This window comes from Ectopseudomonas toyotomiensis (genome assembly GCF_017167985.1).
GTDB classification, from domain to species: Bacteria; Pseudomonadota; Gammaproteobacteria; order Pseudomonadales; family Pseudomonadaceae; genus Aquipseudomonas; species Aquipseudomonas toyotomiensis.
On record NZ_CP070505.1, the window covers coordinates 5,153,851 to 5,172,063 of the forward strand.

An 18,213-nucleotide genomic window follows, 5' to 3' on the forward strand; every position below is an offset into this window, starting at 1 on the left:
CAGTAGACCAGTCGTCTAGTTCGTTGGGGTCATGTTAGGAATCGCCACCGACAGCAGCAATGTCATATCCGCAAGGATTTAGGACATGCACGGCAAGCCGATTGCGCAAACCACTTAGCCCTCCGACAATCGACGCATGCCCGCAGAAAGGAAGTGATCGATGCATACCGTGGCGTTGGTGGTTTACCCGCAATTCCAAGCGCTGAGCCTGTCGGTCGGTTCTGTATTCGAGTGCGCCAACCTCCTGCATGGCGAGCCGGTCTACGGATTCGCTCTGGTATCCGAGACAGGTGGACCCGTGCTGTCGTCTCAGGGCTTCTCGGTCAATACCGAGGCGCTCAGCTTAGCTGGATACGACACCATCATCGTCAGCGGCTACCTGGAATTGGGTGAGCCCAGTCCCGAGCTGCTGACCTGCCTATCCAGTGTCAGCCCACAATCGCGGCGTATTGCATCACTGTGTACAGGCGTCTTCGTACTCGCCGAAGCCGGCCTATTGGAGGGCAAACGGGCCACGACTCATTGGCTGCATGTGCCCGAATTCAAGAAGCGTCATCCCACCGTCAGAATCGATGATGATCGACTGTTCGTGGTCGACGGGCAGATCTGGACAGGGGCAGGCATGAGTGCCGGAGTGGACCTCGCCCTGGCCATGGTGGAGAACGACCTGGGCCCTGACCTGGCCCGTCGCGTGGCCCGAAAGTTGGTAATCGCCCAACGCAGAGGCGCCGAGCAATCGCAGCTTTCGGCGCTGCTGGAGATCGATCCGAAATCCGACCGCGTGCAGCTCGCCATGGCCTATGCACGCGAAAACCTGCGCAGTGATCTGTCAGTGGAGGCACTGGCAGAGGTCGCGCGGCTCAGCCCCCGCCAATTCAGCCGAGTGTTCCGCGAGGAAACCGGAAAAACGCCGGCGAAAGCAGTCGAAAGCCTGCGATTAGAGGCCGCGCGCGTCATGATGGAGACGAGCCGTCACCCCGTAGAAGTGATCGCCCGCGAAACCGGTTTCGGCGACCGCGAACGTATGCGCCAGGCGTTTCTGCGCGCCTATGGCAAGCCACCGCAATTGATGCGAGATGAGCTGTACAAGACAGCCAGCGGGGCTGGCTGAACACACCTATTAGAACTCATTCACCAGCTGGGATATCTGCTGCCGCAATTTTCTCAGTAGCGCGCATTGCTCGTGGAAGCGTGAGCAGGAATGAGACCTGACTCCCGATAGCTGTCGATCAGCTCGTCGAACAGTTTCAGGTCGACGCGGGTTCGTGCAATCAGTTGAGCACCGGCAACCGCAGCGTAAATGGCGCCTGCGCGGCGCTCGACATTTTCCAGCCCTGCCTCAACTAATACCTGCGTCAGCCACTCCACGTTGATGTCTGCAAACGCCTTGACCTCTCGCTCGACTTCTTCCGGTAGATCTTCGTATTCCGCAGCCATGAAGCTGGCGAGGCAAAGTCTATTGCCGTTCTCCAACGATCGCCGAAAGAGCGACGGGTAAGCACGCAAACAGCCGAGCGGATCAGGATTCGACTCGCGGATGGATCGCAAGGCTTCGGCGGTGTCTCGCCAATAGCGTTCTGCAACCGCAGCGCCAAGGTCGGCCTTGCTCGCAAAGTGGTAGTAGATACTGGCGTTCTTCACGCCTACGGCCTCACCGATGCTGCGGAAATTGATACCGCTGTATCCATGCAACTGCGCCGCCGTTGTCGCAGCAGCCAGGATGGCTTCTCGAGCATTACCAGTCACGATCAACTCCTCGCACCTTCGATAGATCTTGGCAGTTTACTGTTGCGCTCCCTACCTGCCAACTGGAAGGTAGGGGTTGACAGAACATATTTCTTCGCACAACCTTTACCTACCAACTGATAGGTAGGCAAACCATGACCACTCCATTCCGTAACTCCGACATATCCGTTCTTCCTGTAATGAAAATCTACGACTGGTTCGATGGCCCGTATCCCGCTCGCGTGCGAATTGCCTTGGCGGAAAAAGGACTGCTTGACCGTGTCGAGTTCATCTCCGTCAACCTGTGGACGGGGGAACATAAGAAACCAGAGTTCCTCGCGATCAATTACTCAGGAACATTGCCTGTGCTGGAACTCGATGACGGCACGCTCATTGCCGAATGCACAGCGATCACCCAATACCTGGACATACTCGACGGCAGCCCCACGCTTACTGGGCAGACGGCGAAAGAGAAAGGCCTCATTCACATGATGACAAAACGCGCTGAAATCGAATTTCTCGATGCGGTCAGCGTTTACTTTCATCACGCAACGCCAGGGTTGGGGGCAGACGTGGAGCTGTACCAAAACCCTGAGTGGGGAAATCGCATGCGCGATAAAGCCACCAGAGGGATGCACTACTTCAACGACGTGCTTGAGCAACAGCCGTTCGTTGCCGGTGACACCTTCTCCATGGCAGATATTGCAGTGCTCGGGGGGATGATCTTCGCGTCATTGGTCAAGCTTGCCGTACCCGATGAATGTGCAGCCCTACGAGCCTGGCACGCCCGCATGCAAGTAAGACCAAGTGTCAGGGAGTGGCGAACGATGGCGGCGAACAACACACCGAGAGCATGAAAGCCAACGCATCAGCCCTGGTCGCCGAGCAGGCTTGGGGGGTCTGTGACTAACACAGACCCTTGCTGCTTGGCTCGATTGCCCTATCGCCGCGCCCTCTCTGATGCTCGAGGAGGTGCCAGATGAGCAAGGGTGTGATGACCTACCTTCCGCCTCACGACGGCCATCCAGGTATGGAGATCACTTGGGCTGCCGATTGCAGAGAGGCATTCGACCAAGGCGTGAAGCTGGCCCAGACCTGGCTCGATAACGCCCGCAGTGGATGGCTCTGGGCAGTGATGATCGCGGAGCGCGATCTGCTGCCCTGCGCCATTGAGAGACGAGCATTCGAGGTGGGTTTCCTGAGTCGTATCCACCAGCGTATGTGCTCGCATCTTCGCTGCGGTGAGCAGGCCGAGATCTATACCGCGGGTGATTGCTTTGGCCACAGAAAGACCCTGACGCTCGCCGGAGCAAGCTGTCAGGGCTGACCTGAGCCATGGCAAATGCCAATGAAGTGGCCTGTTTACACAGACCAGGAAGGAAGGTTCTGAGCTAACGGAGTGCATGGGGTCAGCATCCTGCCTGTTCGCACTTCGTTAGCCCAGAGACCGGAGAATATTTCGGTAGCGGCCGTCTGCCAATCGTTTTGATGGGGCACTGGCTATAAGTGGCGGCCAGTCTCGTTACTTTCTCGTTGTTGGAGCAAGCCACATCCGCAGTTCTACTGCTCACCAACAACGGCTCTGGGCGTTTTAGGTCGTACCGATAGAGCCTGCGCGCTGCGCTTGCTGGTGGCGCCTGTGAGACAGGTGAAATGGCGGTCTTGCTGTTTCCTCTCACCCTATCAGGGCGTTCTCGCCGTCAAGGGCTGCATGCGCTTCGCGCATTTGCGGCAAGGCCGGCTATCGCCCCCTGACTGCTGCGCTGCGCCGTGCTGGGCCGGTTCCGGGCAATTCCGCCCGAGCAACTGGAGCACGATCATGTCGCAGCTTTCTCTCGCCTTTGACACTTCCCTGATGATTCGCGACGAACAAGGTCGCTATCTGCCTGCCACTGCTGAGCAGATCCTGGATGCTGCTTGCAAGGTGATCGATCAGAAGGTTCAGCGAGGTGCAGCCTTCACGTCTTCGGAGCTGGTCAAGGAGTACTTGATCGCGAAGCTGGGTGGCTTTGAGCACGAGGTTTTCTCAGCACTGTTTCTGGATGCCAAGCATCGCCTGATCCAGTACGTAGAGATGTTTCGCGGCACCATCGACAGTGCGTCTGTGTACCCGCGCGAGGTAGTCAAGGAAGCACTGCGCCTGAATGCGGCTGCAGTGATCTTCGCGCACAACCATCCAAGCGGAATTCCAGAGCCAAGCCATGCTGACAAGGTGCTCACACAGCGCTTGAGAGAGACCCTAGAGCTAGTCGATGTCCGCTCGCTGGATCACATCATCGTGGCAGGCCAACGCACTGTATCTTTCGCTGAGCTTGGGTTGCTATGAACCAGGGGGCTAAGCCCCCCTTTTTGCTGCGCCCGGTCAGGCGTGCGCAGCGTGTTCAGCCGGCTCCTCATCCTTGGCCGCCAGCCCCACCGTCCAGTGGCCGCCGTTTTCTTGGATCAGATGCAGCAGGTCGTAGGTTCTGATCATGTCGAGCAGACCAGAATGGCCGTAGGCGTTTGGCGAAAATGCCGGATCGGTACGTTTGAGGTACTGCCCAAGGGCGCTCAGGGTGACCTTGCCTTCACTGGTTCCGCCTGCAAGCAGAGATACGGCATCCACCACAAACCTTGGTCGCCGCTTGACGACCGGTTTGCCGGGTTCAGGCTTAGTGGTTTCCTGCTTGCAGCTCGACTCAGCCTTGGTCGCAGGCTTCTCGGTATGCTCCGCAACAGGCTCCTGAAAGTGCTCCTCGCGGCGCCACTCAAAGAACTGGTCGCTGGCGTTGCGCAGTGCATCGGGAGTCTTGGGTTCACCGACGATGCAGACCGTAGCGCCACGCTCTCTAAGCTTGCGGCACAGGTAGGCGAAATCGGAGTCGCTGGTTACCAGGCAGAACGTATCCGCACGGTGATCGAAGAGCGCTTCCATTGCATCCAGGGCCAAGGCGATGTCGGAAGTATTCTTGCCGGCCGCATATTGGTATTGCAGGCATGGTGTGAAGGCCAGACGGACGAGAGCCTCCTGCCATTTGTTGGCCAAGGTCCCGTGATTACCATACCCCCGTCTCAGGACGACGCGACCGAACTGGGCGACCACACGTAGGGCATGCTCCAGAATCTCGGGCGATACGTTGTCGCAATCCACCAAAACAGCTACACGCGTTTCTCCAGCCGGCGTGAAAACTCCCATCCCTGCTCCTTTTGATTGATCCCGGTTACGCCAATAGCATCACGGCTACTATCAGCACGGCAATCACGGATTGCAGCAAATGACTCCGACCAAGTGTCCAGTCGGCACTGTACAAACAAGCCGAGCTAGGTGCTTCTGGTCACTCATTTTGCTCCGGCACATAGATCATCCGCCCGTCAGCCAGACGGTAGGTGACGCCTGCTTTGGTGCCCTGCCCTTCGCCAATCGCACCGCTGGACTCATAGCGTTTCAGTTCCTGACCATCTTTGACCAGCATGCGCATATCCATCTCGCCAGGGTTCTCGATGACCACTACCTTGTCCTGGCTGAAGGGATTGAGCGGGTTCTGCACGATGACCACCATCAGGATACCGATCACGACCAAGAACAGATCGATGAGGTTGACCATCGAGATGATCGGATCGTCCGCCTCGTCATGCTCAAGAAATCGCATCATCCCTGCTCCTGTGCACGCTCGACAGTACGCAGCTCCTGAAGTAACCAGCGGCGGCGGACGGTGAGGATGAAGAAGGTGATACTGGCCGCGACCAAGGCAACGATCACCGAAGAAAAGGCCACCACCATGTTCTCGCCGATGCCCTGAGCATCATTGCGGGTCAGCGCCAGCAGTGCCGGTCCCATCGGGATCATGGTTGCCACGAGACCGAGCATCGGTGCACTGCGTGAGATGATACGTAGCCACTCCAGTTGCTTCATGATCCATAGCTCCAGGTCATCACTGGTGCCCCCGTGTTTGTGATGCCAGGCAGCTAGCTTCGAGTGGTAGCGACCGCTGTGACGCTGCCAAGCCTCCAGTGCAAACGAGCCAAAGGCGAAGCACGCATACGCCAGCGAGGCGAGAATCAGCAGCATTACCGGAACCAGAAAGAGCCGGGTGATTTCGTAGATGCTGGTTTCGAGACCATTCATGGTGTGAGTTCCGTCATTCGAGAATTTGTAAGGCCTTGCCGAATGGCACCAGCCAGGAAAAAACCGAGCATCGAGGCAAAGCCCAACCACAGCAGCCACTGAGGTTGAGTCTCTCCAGTCGCTGGCATTACCTCTTCAAGCACCCGCCCAGTGACGACTTGGGTCGCGGCGCCGGTTGATTGCGTTGGTGAAGTCTGAGCCTCGTTGTGCATGCCGAAGCCGGCGGCCATCTGTTCGAGGAACTGCCGAGTAAGCGCTTCACCGACTACGCCGGCTTCAGTGGCCGCGAGCTGCTGACGACGCTCCACCAGTTCGCGCCGGGTCTGCTCGCTGGCATCCCAGTAGCCCTTGCGGATGGCCTCGATCAGGCGCTCGATGAGCTGGGCCTGGGCCTTGGGGTTGTGCTGCTCGAACCAGGCATCGAGGCCCAGCTCGCGCTTGTCCATGACGTAGGTGTCATGGATCGCCTGCCATTGATCGTCACGCACCATGCTGCGGTCGGTCGCTTGCCAGCCCCAGAGGTTGTTGACCAGATCGAGCATCTCCAGCGTGCCGGCGTAGCCCTCCTTCTCCATCTCACCGATCCACTGCGGGTTCAGATAGCGGCCCCGCAGCTCAGTGGCCAGGAACTGGGCTGCCACTGTGGTGCGCGGAGCCGTTTTGCGCAGGTCGGAAATGTAGAGCGACGGGCTGGTGCCATCGAGGTGCCGGACGGCGGCTGACAGACCACCGAGGAACTCGAAGGGATGGTCCGTCGAGAGCAGGCCGTTGAGTTCAGATGAGCGTGACATTACGGCTGCCTGTACCCCCTTGAGCTGCTCGGCGAACAGGTTGCCAGCCTCCAGCTTCACCCCCCAGGATTGAGCCCCGTAGCCGTACTGCAGGCGCTCTAGGAATTGCTTGCCGAGCGCGGCATCGTCCTCCCAGGTGGTCGAATCCAGTGCCAGTTGAGAAACACCGGTGCCGTAGTCCCCTGGCTCGTTGCCGAACACGCGCAGGCTCGACAGCTGCCGCGCCTGATCGGCGGGCATGCCCTGCTCTTGCTGCAGGCGCATCGCCAATGCCTGGCTGTTGGCGGCAATCACGTTGCCGGGCTCATCCAGCGCGGCCAAACGATCCGCCGCGTCGGCCAGTAGACGCATGAAACCGTCGAACTGGTCGCGGTATACGCTGGTGACCTGCAACACCGCATCGATTCGCGGGCGCCCCAGTTCAGCAGCCGGAATGATGTCCAACGCTACCACGCGGCCACCGTCGTCCCACATCGGGCGCAAGCCCATGGCGTGCAGAACCTGGCTTTCGACGACGCCCAGGTGCCGCAGCGCTTCCGATGACCAGAGGCTGAACGCCAGCTTCTGCGGGGCCTGGCCCTGGTGCTCGGCCTCGTACTGGGTGATCAATTGCTGCAGGGCCTCTCCGCCTGCGGCATAGGCCGCCCGGGTCGGCACCTTGTCGGCCTCGAAGGCATAGAGGTTGCGGCCGCTCGGCACCTCGGGATTGCGGATCGGATCGCCGCCCGCACCTGGCGCGACGAAGCGCCCGGAGAGACCGGCCAGCAACGCCTCCAGTTCCTGGGTATCGGCGAGGTGACTGTCCAGTTCCAGGCCCTTGGCGATCAGCTGTCGCAGCACGGCAGACTCGACTTCGTCGAGCGACTGGCCGTCCCGCAGGTAGCGCTGCAGGGTCTGATAGGGAAGCGAGGCCTGCAGCTCGCTGTAGTCCGCCGCGAATACCTCGTCGGAGTCCAGCCCCAGCGCCTGGTAATACGGTGTGCCCAACTGCTGCATCACCGTGAGCAGACGGTGCTCGGCCGAAGCCGGCTTACCGAAGGTATGCAGGCCGAGCGGCGTGGCGCCCCGTGCCAGTTCGTGCAGGTGATCGTGCAGCGCGGCGAAGAACGCAGGGAAGTCTGCGAACATGGATGCTTCGTCCCAGCCGAGGTCGGCCTGCATGTCCATCTCCAGCACCGCCGCACGAATCTGCTCGGCGGTTTTCTCGCGCACCGCGCCTTCGTCCAACTGCTGGTACTCGTGGATCAGGTGGTGCAGGTCGCGCAGCTCATCGTAGAGCCCGGCCGGCGCGAAGGCCGGGGTCTGGTGGCTGATGGTCACGGCCCGACCACGGCGCTTAGCCTGGATAGCCTCGCCGACATTGTCCTGGATATAGGGGTAGAAGACCGGCAGGTCGCCGACTGCCAGGAACGGGTAATCCTCGGCGGACAGGCCACGGTCCTTGCCGGGCAGCCATTCCTGCGTGCCATGGGTGCCGAAATGGATCAGCGCATCCACACCCACGCGCTCGCGCACCAACTGATAGGCCGCCAGGTAGAGGTGATCCGGCGGCACCTTGCTGTCGTGGTAGGATTCACCCGGCCGGCCGGCCCTTGGTGGCTGCGGCAACAGTAGCAGCTTGCCCAGGTGCAGCGCCGGGATTACGAACTGCGGCTCACCTTCGACCTCGCGTAGGGCCCAGTGCTGCGCCGGGTCACCCCAGCGTGCGCCCAAGGCATCCCGCGTGACCTGCGGTAGGTGGGCGAGCCAGGCCTGGTAATCCTTCAATGGCAGGGTCTCGGCCAGGCCATCGCGCAGCAGGTCGCCGAGGGTTTCCGGGCGGTAATAACCCGCCAGCAGCCGCTGGGCGCTGTCGATCAACTGCTGCTCGGTAGTGGCTGGCACGTCATACCCTTCTCGCCCCAACGCCGCGCTCAGTGTTGCCAGGCTGGCCGGCACATTGAGGTGGGATGCCGCGACATTGCGTTCGCCGTCCGGGTGGTTCCAGAACATCAGCGCCAGGCGCTTTTGCGCCACTGGCAACTGACGCAGACGGATCAGACGATCCAGCTTGCCGAGCAAGGCCTCGGCCTGCCTGGCCATCAGCGCCGGCTCGCCCTCCTCCAACGCGGTGATCACCAGCGGATCACTCATGCCCCAGCCTTCCGGCACGCTGAGAAAGGCCGCCGCCGAGCGCGCGGCCATGCCGCTGGGTTCGGCCTGCCAGTGCTGCTCGTCGCCGCCGCGATGACCAAAGGTCTGCAGCACCGGCACACCGAGCTGCAGAAACTCCTTCTGCCGCGCCGGGCCATTCTGCATGTGCTGCATGTTCACCAGTGCTCGGATATCGGCCTCGGCGAACAGCTCGGTCAGGGCATGCGGATTGGCATCGTCGAACCAGAACACCAAAGGCACCTGACCACGGCGCTCGCTACGCGCGATCAGGTCATCGATGGCGCGCACCTGGGCATCGGCAATGGCGCCGCGGTGGATGGCGAAGGCCACACGGGGCGCATCCGCAGCCCAGCGTCCCTGGCCCCAGGCGAGGTACTCAGCCAGCGTGGCGAAAGGTCCCGGTGCGGCCGGATGGTAGAACCCGGTATTGGGCAGTGGAACAGGCGCCGGCAGATCATCGAACGGCTGCCCCGCCTTTTTGCGCTGCACCAGAGTGAATAGCTGTCTGAGGTTGGCTTCGCCTCCATTACCGTAGTAGCCGATCAGGCGCATGGCCACGGGCGGGGGCAGGTTGCCGTAGGCCGGCGCACCGCCGCCGATACGAATCCATGGGACTGGCAGGCGCTCCAACACATCGCCCAACCGTTGCTGCACCGCTGCGACATCGGAAGGCCGCGGCGTGTCCAGAATCAGCAGATCGACCGCCGTCAGCCACTGCGCATCGGGCGCCTTTTCGGCGCCGCTGTGCAAGCTGGTGAAGCCGACACCTTGTTGCTGCGCCCAGCTGGCTAGGCGCGCATGTTTGCCGGGAAGCACAAAGTCGCTGCTGAGCATCCGCACTTGTGCCGGTGCGGAGGCTGCAGCGTGCAGGCTCCAGAGCAGGCAGCAGAGTATAATCATCAACCCCCGCATCAGAACGTCGCCACCAACCCGATGTGGTAGGTGCGCCCAGGCTCGGCATAAGCGAAGTGGTCATTCTGATCGGCGAGTCGCTCGTCACCGATGTTCTCGATGCCGCCGCGCAAGGTCAGGTTGCGACTCAGCTTCTGGCTCAGCTCCAAGTGCCACAGGCTGTAGGCCGGCAGCGAATAGGCGACGTTGCTGCTGTAGGTGATCTGGCTGCCGACGTACTCGGTGCGCAACTGGGCATCGAAGGCGGATGTCGGGCTCCATTTCAGCACGCTGTTGGCCAGGTGCCGCGAACGATCGCCGAGGCGCTGGCCGACGGTCCGGTTGCGGGCATCCAGATAGGTGTAGTTGAGGTCCCAGCGCAGCCCTTGTGCCAGGTCAACGCCACCGCCCAGCTCGATCCCGCGAATGCGGGCCCGCTCGACGTTCTCGTAGTTGCGTAGCTCGCGCCCCCGAATGCCGCAATTGGCCACGCACACGGTCTGGATCAGGTCCTCCACATCGTTCTCGAACAGCATGCCGCTCAGGGACCAGCCGTCCGCCTGATAGTCGGCGCCCAGCTCGTAGGCGGTATTGGTCTCCGGTTGCAGCTCGGGGTTGCCGACGATGGTGAAACGGCCACCGCCGCCGGTCGCGGAATACTCTGGCGACAGCTGCTTCAGGCTCGGTGCCTTGAAGCCTTTACCGACACCTGCGCGCAGGGTCAGCTCATCGTTGAAATGATGCAGCAGGTAAGCGCGTGGGCTGCTCTCCCAGCCGAACTGCTCGTGTTTGTCGAAACGGCTGCCGAGAGTCAGCGACCAGTCTGAATTGAAGGCGATCTCGTCCTGCAGGAAGACAGCACGGTGCAGGGCTTGTTCTTCACCGTTGAGGTTGACCGAACGGTCTTCCAACTCTTCCTTTCGCCACTCGCCGCCGACAGTCACGCGGTGCATCTCGAACAGAGGCACACTCAGGCTGCCGTCTACCACGCTGTCGATCAGGCGCTGCGGGTTGCTAGGCGCCGTCCCATCGCTGCGCGAATTCGTGCGATCGAGTTGGTTACGGTAAGCGCGGACCTGGCTGCTGCCCCACTGCCAGTCACCGGAATGGGCCAGGGACCAGCGCTCACGCTCAATGACGTCGGTGGACTCATAGTCGCGCGAGGCCGGGCCACCAGTTTCGGTATTGCGCCAGCGCCGCTCACGACCGCTCTCGTAGCCAAGGTCGATGCGCTGTGCGTCGTCGGGTGTCCAGGTGAGCGTGGCCCCGCCGCTGTTGCCATTGCGGCCTTCGAGTTCGGACAGGTTGCGCCTATCGGCGTCGGGGGTTTCCTGCTGGCGCTGGGTTTCGGCATTTAACGCCAAGCCCAGCACGCCCGGCAGCAGCGGACCGCTGACATACCCGCCCACCTGGTGCGTTTGCCCACCCTGGCCGTCCTCGCGCACGCCACCATCGACGAAGCCGCTGCCCAGCCAGGTGTCGGTCGCCTTACGGGTGATGACGTTGACCACGCCACCTAGCGCCTCGGAACCGTAGAGCGAGGACATGGGACCGCGTACCACTTCGATGCGTTCGATGGCTTCGACCGGCACCCAGCCCAAGTCGAAGTCGGAGTGCGCGATGGCACCGGAAGACGGGCTGATTCGCTTGCCGTCAATGAGCACCAGCGTGTGCTCGCTAGCCATGCCGCGGATGCTGATGCCACGCCGGCTCATACCAACGCCGTTGAACTGCAGACCTTCACTACCGCGCAGCGCTTCTTCCAGGTTGCGCACCGGGCGCTTGCTCAACTCCTCGGCAGTAATGACGCTGATGCTCGCCGGCGCATCCTTAAGCGTACGCTCGGTGCTGGTGGCACTCACCACCGTCGAGTTCAGTTCCAGCACATCCGCCAGGCTGGTGAGCGGGAAAAGCCCAAATGCGAGCAAAGACAGAGGACGGCGCTGCGCGAAGCTGCGCATCTTCAATACAGGCATGGTGATCCTTCCAGTTGTATGTCGTGCAAGCGATCTCGCACGACTGGTGTAACGGTGCACTTCGGTCCCGAGGGGTTGATATCAGGGGAACGGGGCCGTGTTAGGCGGCGACATTGTGAAGATGAATCGATTAAAATGCTACTTTATAACATAACACTTTATATGGAGACGGCTTGCAACCGGCAGACCTGCGCGTGCGCATCGCTGCTTACTCAGCTTTGGATCTGCTCGATGAGATGGTCGTGCTCTATCGCCGCGCCCTCTCTAATGTTCAAGGAGGTGGCAGATGAGCAAGGGTGTGATGACCTACCTTCCGCCTCACTTCGGCCATCCAGACATGGAGATAGCCTGGGCTGCCGACTGTAGAGAAGCATTCAACCAGGGTGTGAGGCTGGCCCAGACCTGGCTCGACAACATCCGCAGTGGATGGCTCTGGCAGTGATAATCGCGGAGCGCGATCTGCTGCCCTGCGCTATTGAAAGGCGAGCTTTTGAGGTGGGTTTCCTGAGTGGTATCCACTAGCGTATGTGCTCGCATCATCACTGCGATGAGCAGGCCGAGATCTATATCGCGAGTGATTGCTTCCACAACAGAAAGACCCTGACTCTCGCCGAAGCGGGTTGCCAGGGCTGACTTGAGCCATGGCAAATGCCAATGAAGAGCCTGTTAAAACAGACCAAGAAGCAAGGTACTGAACTAACGGAGTGCAGAGGGTCAGCTTGCTGACTGTTTGCACTCCGTTAACCCAGAGGCCGGAGAATATTTTGGTAGCGTCCGTCTGCCAATCCTGTTGATGGGGCACCGGCTACAAGTGGCGACTCTCCACCTCGTATATGCCCTCGCCAGCATCAACTACAACAGTCACTCACCCGCTGTCGCAATCTGAATCCAACTCCAGCCCATCTAACGGGATTGGACTTGTGCGGTTTGCGCAAAAACGCGGAGCGTACGATGCCCTCCCGAAATTCGATCATGAGAATTTTGTGTTCATCACGCAGAAAATCAGTTTGCCTCACGACCTAGTGACATTGAGAATTTCTCCATACAGATCTTAAAGCTGACGAAGCAGCTCTCCGGGCTCGGCTTCGCCCTGTTTTTTTTGGAGAGCGTCGATGCTCAGCGCCCCAAGCTGAGCCTACTTGGTGGCGCAGACAAACTGCTGTTGCATTCCTGCAGCGCACCTTGTTCAGGCGAAGTGATGGAAGCGATCACGGCGTCCGGCATCGACTACACCATCTTTTTCTACACCCCAAACATCCCCCGGCAGAAGGAATACCTGCTGCGCAAGGACGATAACATTCGCTTCGCCGAGCAGCATGGTGTGCCGTTCGTAGACACCGACTATGACACCGACAACTGGTTCGCTCGTGCCAAGGGCATGGAGCATGAGCCGGAGCGCGGTATCCGCTGCACCATGTGCTTCGAACGCACCGCGTTGTACGCCTATGAGAACGGCTTTTCGGTGATTTCCAGCTCTCTGGGCATCTCGCGCTGGAAGAACATGCAGCATATCAATGACTACGGTCAGGGCTCTTCAGCCAAATATCCCGGAATTAGCTCCTGGGATTACAACTGGCGCAAAGGGGGCGGCGCAGCACGGATGATCGAGATCAGCAAACTTGAGCGTTTCTACCAACAGGAATACTGCGGTTGCATCTATTCGCTGCGCGACACCAACCACCACCGCAAGGCTACAGGCCGCGACATCATCCGGATCGGCGTGCTGTACTACGGCGATGACGAGCCCCATCACAACTGACCGCCAGCCGCACAGTACGACTTCCCATCCAAGAGCAAGCCAAGGAGCAGGCTGGTGAGGAAGCTCGCCAAGTCATTCGGAACGTCAGAAAAACGCCTCAGTGTCGCCCGATTCTATGCGCGGGTCGTGGCGAGGGGATGCCTACATCTATATGGGCGAGAAAATGATTAGCTGATCCGACTTGATGTCTTCAAGCAGAGCAAACAGCAGCTACAACGCCAGTGAGCGCACCTCCATATCGTGAACGAAGTTAATGATGAGGTGAAATAAGATCAGTTCCGCTCAATCAGTACGCTACATAGAATGCAGTACTCCTTGCTGCAAGCAGCATAGAAAACTACCAATTTGAAAATTCCTGAAGCGCCAGAAACGAACTCAGGGCTAACTTGAATATTAGGTCAGATCGAGATGAATCAAGAACTTACATTTGCCGTCAAGAGCATTCGGTTTGATGAGAACTACCAGCCATCAGACAGTACCCGCCTGACTACAAATTTTGCCAACCTGGCCCGTGGGCAGCATCGTCAAGAGAACCTGCGCAACGCGCTAAGGATGATTGACAATCGCTTCAATGCCTTGGCGCATTGGGACAATCCTCTGGGTGATCGTTACTCCGTCGAACTGGAAATTATCTCCGTCGAGATGAATGTCGGCGCCGCGGGGAATGAAAGTACCTTCCCTGCGATTGAGGTATTGAAAACCAGCATTTTCGATAAAAAAACCGACAGACGTATAGAGGGAGTTATCGGCAATAACTTCTCCTCTTACGTTCGGGATTATGACTTTAGCGTGCTGTTGCTGGAGCACAACAAAAGCCAGCCAAAATTTGGCATTCCGGACGGCTTTGGTGATTTGCATGGAAAGCTTTTCAAGCATTTTGTGAACTCTGAAACTTACAAGAAGAGCTTCAGCAAGCTGCCTGTTATCTGCCTCAGTGTGTCGGATAATAAAGTCTATCGTCGCACTGAGAATCAGCACCCTGTACTTGGGTTTGAATACCAACCCAATGAGTCATCCTTGACGGAAAGCTACTTCAAGAAGATGGGCTTGCAGGTTCGTTACTTCATGCCTTCCGGCAGCGCTGCGCCCTTAGCGTTCTATTTCTTTGGTGACTTGCTCAATGACTACACCGCCCTTGAATTGATAAGTACCATCAGCACTATGGAAACGTTCCAAAAAATTTACCGCCCAGAAATCTATAATGCCAATGCTCCAGCCGGACAACGTTATCAGCCGAACTTGAAGAATCAGGATCACTCGTTGACTCGCGTGATTTACGACCGCGAAGAGCGTAGCCGTCTGGCCATTGAGCAGGGCCGATTTACAGAAGAGCACTTCATCAAGCCTTACCAATCCGTTCTTGAGCAATGGTCCGCTAGCTGCGGCCTCTGATTAACCAGAATATAAGGTTATCTATAATGAAGAAGTTATTGCCTACGTCGACAGCCGGCAGCTTGCCCAAACCCTCCTGGCTTGCACAGCCAGAGACGCTTTGGTCACCTTGGAAATTGCAAGATGAAGAGCTGACTGAGGGTAAGCAGGATGCGTTGCGCTTGTCGCTACAAGAGCAACAACAAGCGGGTATCGATATCGTCAGTGACGGTGAACAATCGCGCCAACACTTCGTAACCACGTTTATTGAACACCTCGACGGCGTCGATTTCGAGAAGCGTGAGACCGTTAGAATCCGCGACCGCTATGACGCTAGCGTGCCATCGGTTGTGGGAGCGGTAAGCCGCTCAAAACCTGTGTTTGTTGAAGATGCCAAGTTTTTGCGTCAGCAAACCAATCAGCCTATCAAGTGGGCCCTGCCTGGCCCCATGACCATGATCGACACGCTTTACGACGGGCATTACAAAAGCCGTGAAAAGCTGGCCTGGGAGTTCGCCAAGATTCTCAACCAGGAAGCCAAGGAGCTGGAGGCAGCAGGCGTTGACATCATCCAGTTCGACGAACCTGCATTCAATGTGTTCTTCGACGAAGTCAATGACTGGGGTATTGCTACGTTAGAACGAGCTATCGAAGGACTGAAGTGCGAGACAGCCGTACATATTTGCTATGGCTACGGCATCAAGGCCAATACTGACTGGAAGAAGACCCTCGGGTCGGAGTGGCGCCAGTATGAAGAAATCTTCCCCAAACTGAAGAAGTCGAATATCGACATCATCTCGCTGGAGTGCCAGAACTCTCGCGTGCCGATGGAGTTGCTCGAGCTCATTCGTGGAAAGAAAGTGATGGTCGGTGCCATTGACGTGGCAACCAACACCATCGAAACCCCAGAGGAAGTGGCCAACACGCTGCGCAAAGCACTGCAGTTCGTCGATGCCGACAAGCTCTGCCCTTGCACCAACTGCGGTATGGCGCCGTTGTCTCGCCGAGTCGCCAGAGGCAAGTTGAATGCACTGAGTGCCGGCTCAGAGATTATCCGCCAAGAGCTCTCTGCCTAAGCGCTGAGCTAACACTGGATATGCTGGGTGAAATATGGCCTGTCGTAACTGATCGACTGGCCATATTCAAGGCATTAATGCTTGAAAAGAGCAACCCACCTCGGGTTCTCTCCAGCACTTTCGAGTAATACCTAATATTCAGGCTTTACCATGTCACTCCCTTGCAATGCTATCGAGCCATTGCGCTTTCGCGAAGCGCTCGGACACTACGCATCCGGTATCACGGTCATTACATCGCTCATCGATGATGAGCCGCTTGGCTTCACTTGCCAGTCGTTCTACAGTGTGTCGATGAGCCCGCCACTGGTCTCATTCAGTGTAATGGCCAACTCATACAGCTACCCCAAAATTCGCCGGGCAGGTCGATTTGCAGTCAACATCCTCTCAGGTGAACAGATCTCGATTTCCAACACCTTTGCTCGACAAGGCGCTGACAAGTGGAACGATGTAGAGTGGCACGCATCACCACTGGGCAATCCAATCATTGACAATAGTCTGCACTGGCTAGATTGCGAGATTCACGCCGAGCATGTCGCCGGCGATCATCTGATCGTGATTGGTGAAGTGAAAGCGTTGCGCGTTCAAGAAAATGTAGCTGCACGTCCTTTACTGTATTTTAAAGGGCGATATTGTAATCTTTCGATGCCTACCGAATAAACTGTAGCCTTGGGTAAGAATGACAATATGCACCCGCAAAGCTACGCCACTAGGCAAGCAACTTGATCTGCTCGAAAGTACCTTTTTACGAGAATAACACCGAAAACGGCTGCCGATATCACTGAGTAGATCGCGGCGCCCTCAACGAAGTGAAACCCCTTCATCAATAGACAGAATGCCCCTTATACCACGGCACACCTAATGATGATTACCCAGCCAATCAAAAATATACTGAAACCAATCCAGCACCTAACTTTAATTACACAAGGCACAAAACAACATTTGACACTGACCTCGGAAGATTTTTTTGTACTCATGCATTCTCCAACGGAATAACACCGCAACCTCTATAGTAATTACCAGCCCTGAGATACAGCCGCCTCAAAGCACTAGTCAGCCCCACCTATGGCGGGGCTGACTCGTATATGTGGCTTTGCTAAGGTTTGGGAATAACACGCCCGCTACGATCGAGAATGACTCCTGGCAGGTCATGGCTCAGCGTCTCGCGCTCTCGATAATGGATCACCGAGCGAATGGCTTCGCCACGTTTGAGCAAGTCAAACGCGTGATTCAAGGTTTCATGATCCATGTTGTGCGTGATGTAGGGATCGACGTTAATTTCTCCGCGCAGCCACTCATCGACCATTCCAGGGAGTTCCGAGCGCCCCAGAACGCCACCAAATGCGCTACCTTTCCAGACCCGGCCGGTAACGAGCTGGAAGGGGCGCGTGGCGATCTCTTCCCCAGCACCGGCTACGCCGATGATGATGCTCTCGCCCCACCCCTTGTGGCAGCACTCCAGGGCGGCTCGCATCAACTCCACATTGCCGACGCATTCGAAAGAGAAGTCCACACCGCCATTGGTCATGTCGATAATGATGTTCTGCAGCGGCTCGCGATAATCCCTGGGATTCACGCACTCCGTTGCTCCGAGCGACATAGCCAGTGGGAACTTGCCAGGATTCACATCAATCCCGATGATACGACCGGCACCTTGCAACACAGCGCCTTGAATCACTGCCATTCCAACAGCGCCAAGGCCAAAAACGGCAACAGTGTCACCTGGACGGACTTTGGCGGTGTTGCGCACAGCGCCGATACCGGTAGGAATCGCACAGCCCATGATCGACGCTTTGGCCAAGGGTGCAGCTGGGTCGATCTTGGCCACTGCAATTTCCGGCAGCACGGTGTACTCGCTAAAAGTAGATGTCCCCATGTAGTGGAAAATCGTTTTCCCCTTGTAAGAAAAACGACTCGTGCCATCCGGCATCAGACCTTCGCCCTGAGTCTTGCGAATCGATTGGCAGAGGTTGGTTTTCCCTGACTTGATAAAGGGACAGTTCGGATCTTCCGGGGTGTAAAGGGGAATGACATGGTCGCCTGGCTTGACAGAGGTAACGCCTCTGCCAACGTCTTCAACGATGCCCACCCCTTCATGACCCAGGATGCAAGGAAACTTCCCTTCCGGGTCGCGCCCGGAGAGGGTAAAGACATCCGTATGGCACAGGCTTGTGGTCACGATGCGGACGAGTACCTCGCCGTCCTTTGGCCCCTCTAGATCGACTTCTTCGAACTCCAGTGGCTGGTTGGGGCCCCCAGGCGATAGCGGCACGTGTTTTCATTGGGTTTTCTCCGTTATGTTATAACGTCATGCACGATACAGCCCTCGATAACGCCTGCCAGTCCAAGCACGGAAGGTTGGCCATAT

14 protein-coding genes and 2 pseudogenes are annotated in these 18,213 nt (G+C 58.0%); 9 read left to right on the top strand and 7 right to left on the bottom strand.

Annotated features, from left to right (window positions below; all coding sequences use genetic code 11):
* The first annotated feature begins 160 nt into the window (after positions 1–160).
* Complete coding sequence (locus tag JWV26_RS23910; RefSeq protein ID WP_206417975.1) at positions 161–1,111, top strand: GlxA family transcriptional regulator; 951 nt, start codon at positions 161–163, stop codon at positions 1,109–1,111.
* A 53-nt stretch (positions 1,112–1,164) separates the two neighbouring features.
* Here JWV26_RS23910 and JWV26_RS23915 read toward each other — a convergent pair whose 3' ends face one another.
* Complete coding sequence (locus JWV26_RS23915; RefSeq protein ID WP_206417976.1) at positions 1,165–1,746, bottom strand: TetR/AcrR family transcriptional regulator; 582 nt, start codon at positions 1,744–1,746, stop codon at positions 1,165–1,167.
* A 134-nt stretch (positions 1,747–1,880) separates the two neighbouring features.
* On the opposite strand from JWV26_RS23915, the gene JWV26_RS23920 reads away from it, so the two are divergent.
* From JWV26_RS23920 to radC, 3 genes are all read left to right on the top strand, one after another.
* Positions 1,881–2,582, top strand: a complete 702-nt coding sequence (locus JWV26_RS23920) for a glutathione S-transferase (RefSeq protein ID WP_206417977.1) — start codon at positions 1,881–1,883, stop codon at positions 2,580–2,582.
* Between the two features lie 122 nt (positions 2,583–2,704).
* The gene (locus JWV26_RS23925; protein ID WP_003108588.1) at positions 2,705–3,052 is read left to right on the top strand and encodes a LasR-specific antiactivator QslA; all 348 of its coding nucleotides are present in this window, start codon (positions 2,705–2,707) and stop codon (positions 3,050–3,052) included.
* A 492-nt stretch (positions 3,053–3,544) separates the two neighbouring features.
* Positions 3,545–4,051: a RadC family protein gene (gene radC / locus JWV26_RS23930; RefSeq protein WP_206417978.1), complete on the top strand. Its 507-nt coding sequence runs from the start codon at positions 3,545–3,547 to the stop codon at positions 4,049–4,051.
* A 36-nt stretch (positions 4,052–4,087) separates the two neighbouring features.
* Here radC and JWV26_RS23935 read toward each other — a convergent pair whose 3' ends face one another.
* From JWV26_RS23935 to JWV26_RS23955, 5 genes are all read right to left on the bottom strand, one after another.
* Positions 4,088–4,900: an NYN domain-containing protein gene (locus JWV26_RS23935; protein ID WP_206417979.1), complete on the bottom strand. Its 813-nt coding sequence runs from the start codon at positions 4,898–4,900 to the stop codon at positions 4,088–4,090.
* A 139-nt stretch (positions 4,901–5,039) separates the two neighbouring features.
* Complete coding sequence (locus tag JWV26_RS23940; RefSeq protein WP_206419263.1) at positions 5,040–5,354, bottom strand: DUF2149 domain-containing protein; 315 nt, start codon at positions 5,352–5,354, stop codon at positions 5,040–5,042.
* Positions 5,354–5,830: a MotA/TolQ/ExbB proton channel family protein gene (locus JWV26_RS23945; RefSeq protein ID WP_206417980.1), complete on the bottom strand. Its 477-nt coding sequence runs from the start codon at positions 5,828–5,830 to the stop codon at positions 5,354–5,356. Before JWV26_RS23945 ends, JWV26_RS23940 begins: the two co-directional genes overlap by 1 nt.
* Positions 5,827–9,687, bottom strand: a complete 3,861-nt coding sequence (gene cobN, locus JWV26_RS23950; protein WP_206417981.1) for a cobaltochelatase subunit CobN — start codon at positions 9,685–9,687, stop codon at positions 5,827–5,829. Before cobN ends, JWV26_RS23945 begins: the two co-directional genes overlap by 4 nt.
* Complete coding sequence (locus JWV26_RS23955) at positions 9,687–11,627, bottom strand: TonB-dependent receptor domain-containing protein (protein WP_241201324.1); 1,941 nt, start codon at positions 11,625–11,627, stop codon at positions 9,687–9,689. The genes cobN and JWV26_RS23955 overlap by 1 nt, the downstream gene beginning before the upstream one ends.
* A 352-nt stretch (positions 11,628–11,979) precedes the next feature.
* On the opposite strand from JWV26_RS23955, the pseudogene JWV26_RS24660 reads away from it, so the two are divergent.
* The 5 genes and pseudogenes from JWV26_RS24660 (at position 11,980) to JWV26_RS23980 (ending at position 16,505) form a co-directional block, all read left to right on the top strand.
* Positions 11,980–12,164: pseudogene (locus JWV26_RS24660) on the top strand (LasR-specific antiactivator QslA).
* A gap of 676 nt (positions 12,165–12,840) precedes the next feature.
* The gene (locus JWV26_RS23965; protein ID WP_241201251.1) at positions 12,841–13,401 is read left to right on the top strand and encodes an epoxyqueuosine reductase QueH; all 561 of its coding nucleotides are present in this window, start codon (positions 12,841–12,843) and stop codon (positions 13,399–13,401) included.
* A gap of 408 nt (positions 13,402–13,809) precedes the next feature.
* On the top strand, positions 13,810–14,793 hold the full coding sequence (locus JWV26_RS23970) for a DUF1852 domain-containing protein (RefSeq protein WP_206417983.1): 984 nt from the start codon (positions 13,810–13,812) through the stop codon (positions 14,791–14,793).
* Positions 14,794–14,819: 26 nt separating this feature from the next.
* Positions 14,820–15,848 (top strand): methionine synthase, encoded by a 1,029-nt coding sequence (locus tag JWV26_RS23975; protein ID WP_206417984.1) that lies wholly within the window; start codon positions 14,820–14,822, stop codon positions 15,846–15,848.
* 150 nt (positions 15,849–15,998) lie between these two features.
* The gene (locus JWV26_RS23980) at positions 15,999–16,505 is read left to right on the top strand and encodes a flavin reductase family protein (RefSeq protein WP_206417985.1); all 507 of its coding nucleotides are present in this window, start codon (positions 15,999–16,001) and stop codon (positions 16,503–16,505) included.
* Positions 16,506–16,941: 436 nt separating this feature from the next.
* On the opposite strand, the pseudogene JWV26_RS23985 reads toward JWV26_RS23980, so the two are convergent.
* A pseudogene (locus JWV26_RS23985) lies at positions 16,942–18,127 on the bottom strand (S-(hydroxymethyl)glutathione dehydrogenase/class III alcohol dehydrogenase).
* Between the last annotated feature and the right edge of the window lie 86 nt (positions 18,128–18,213).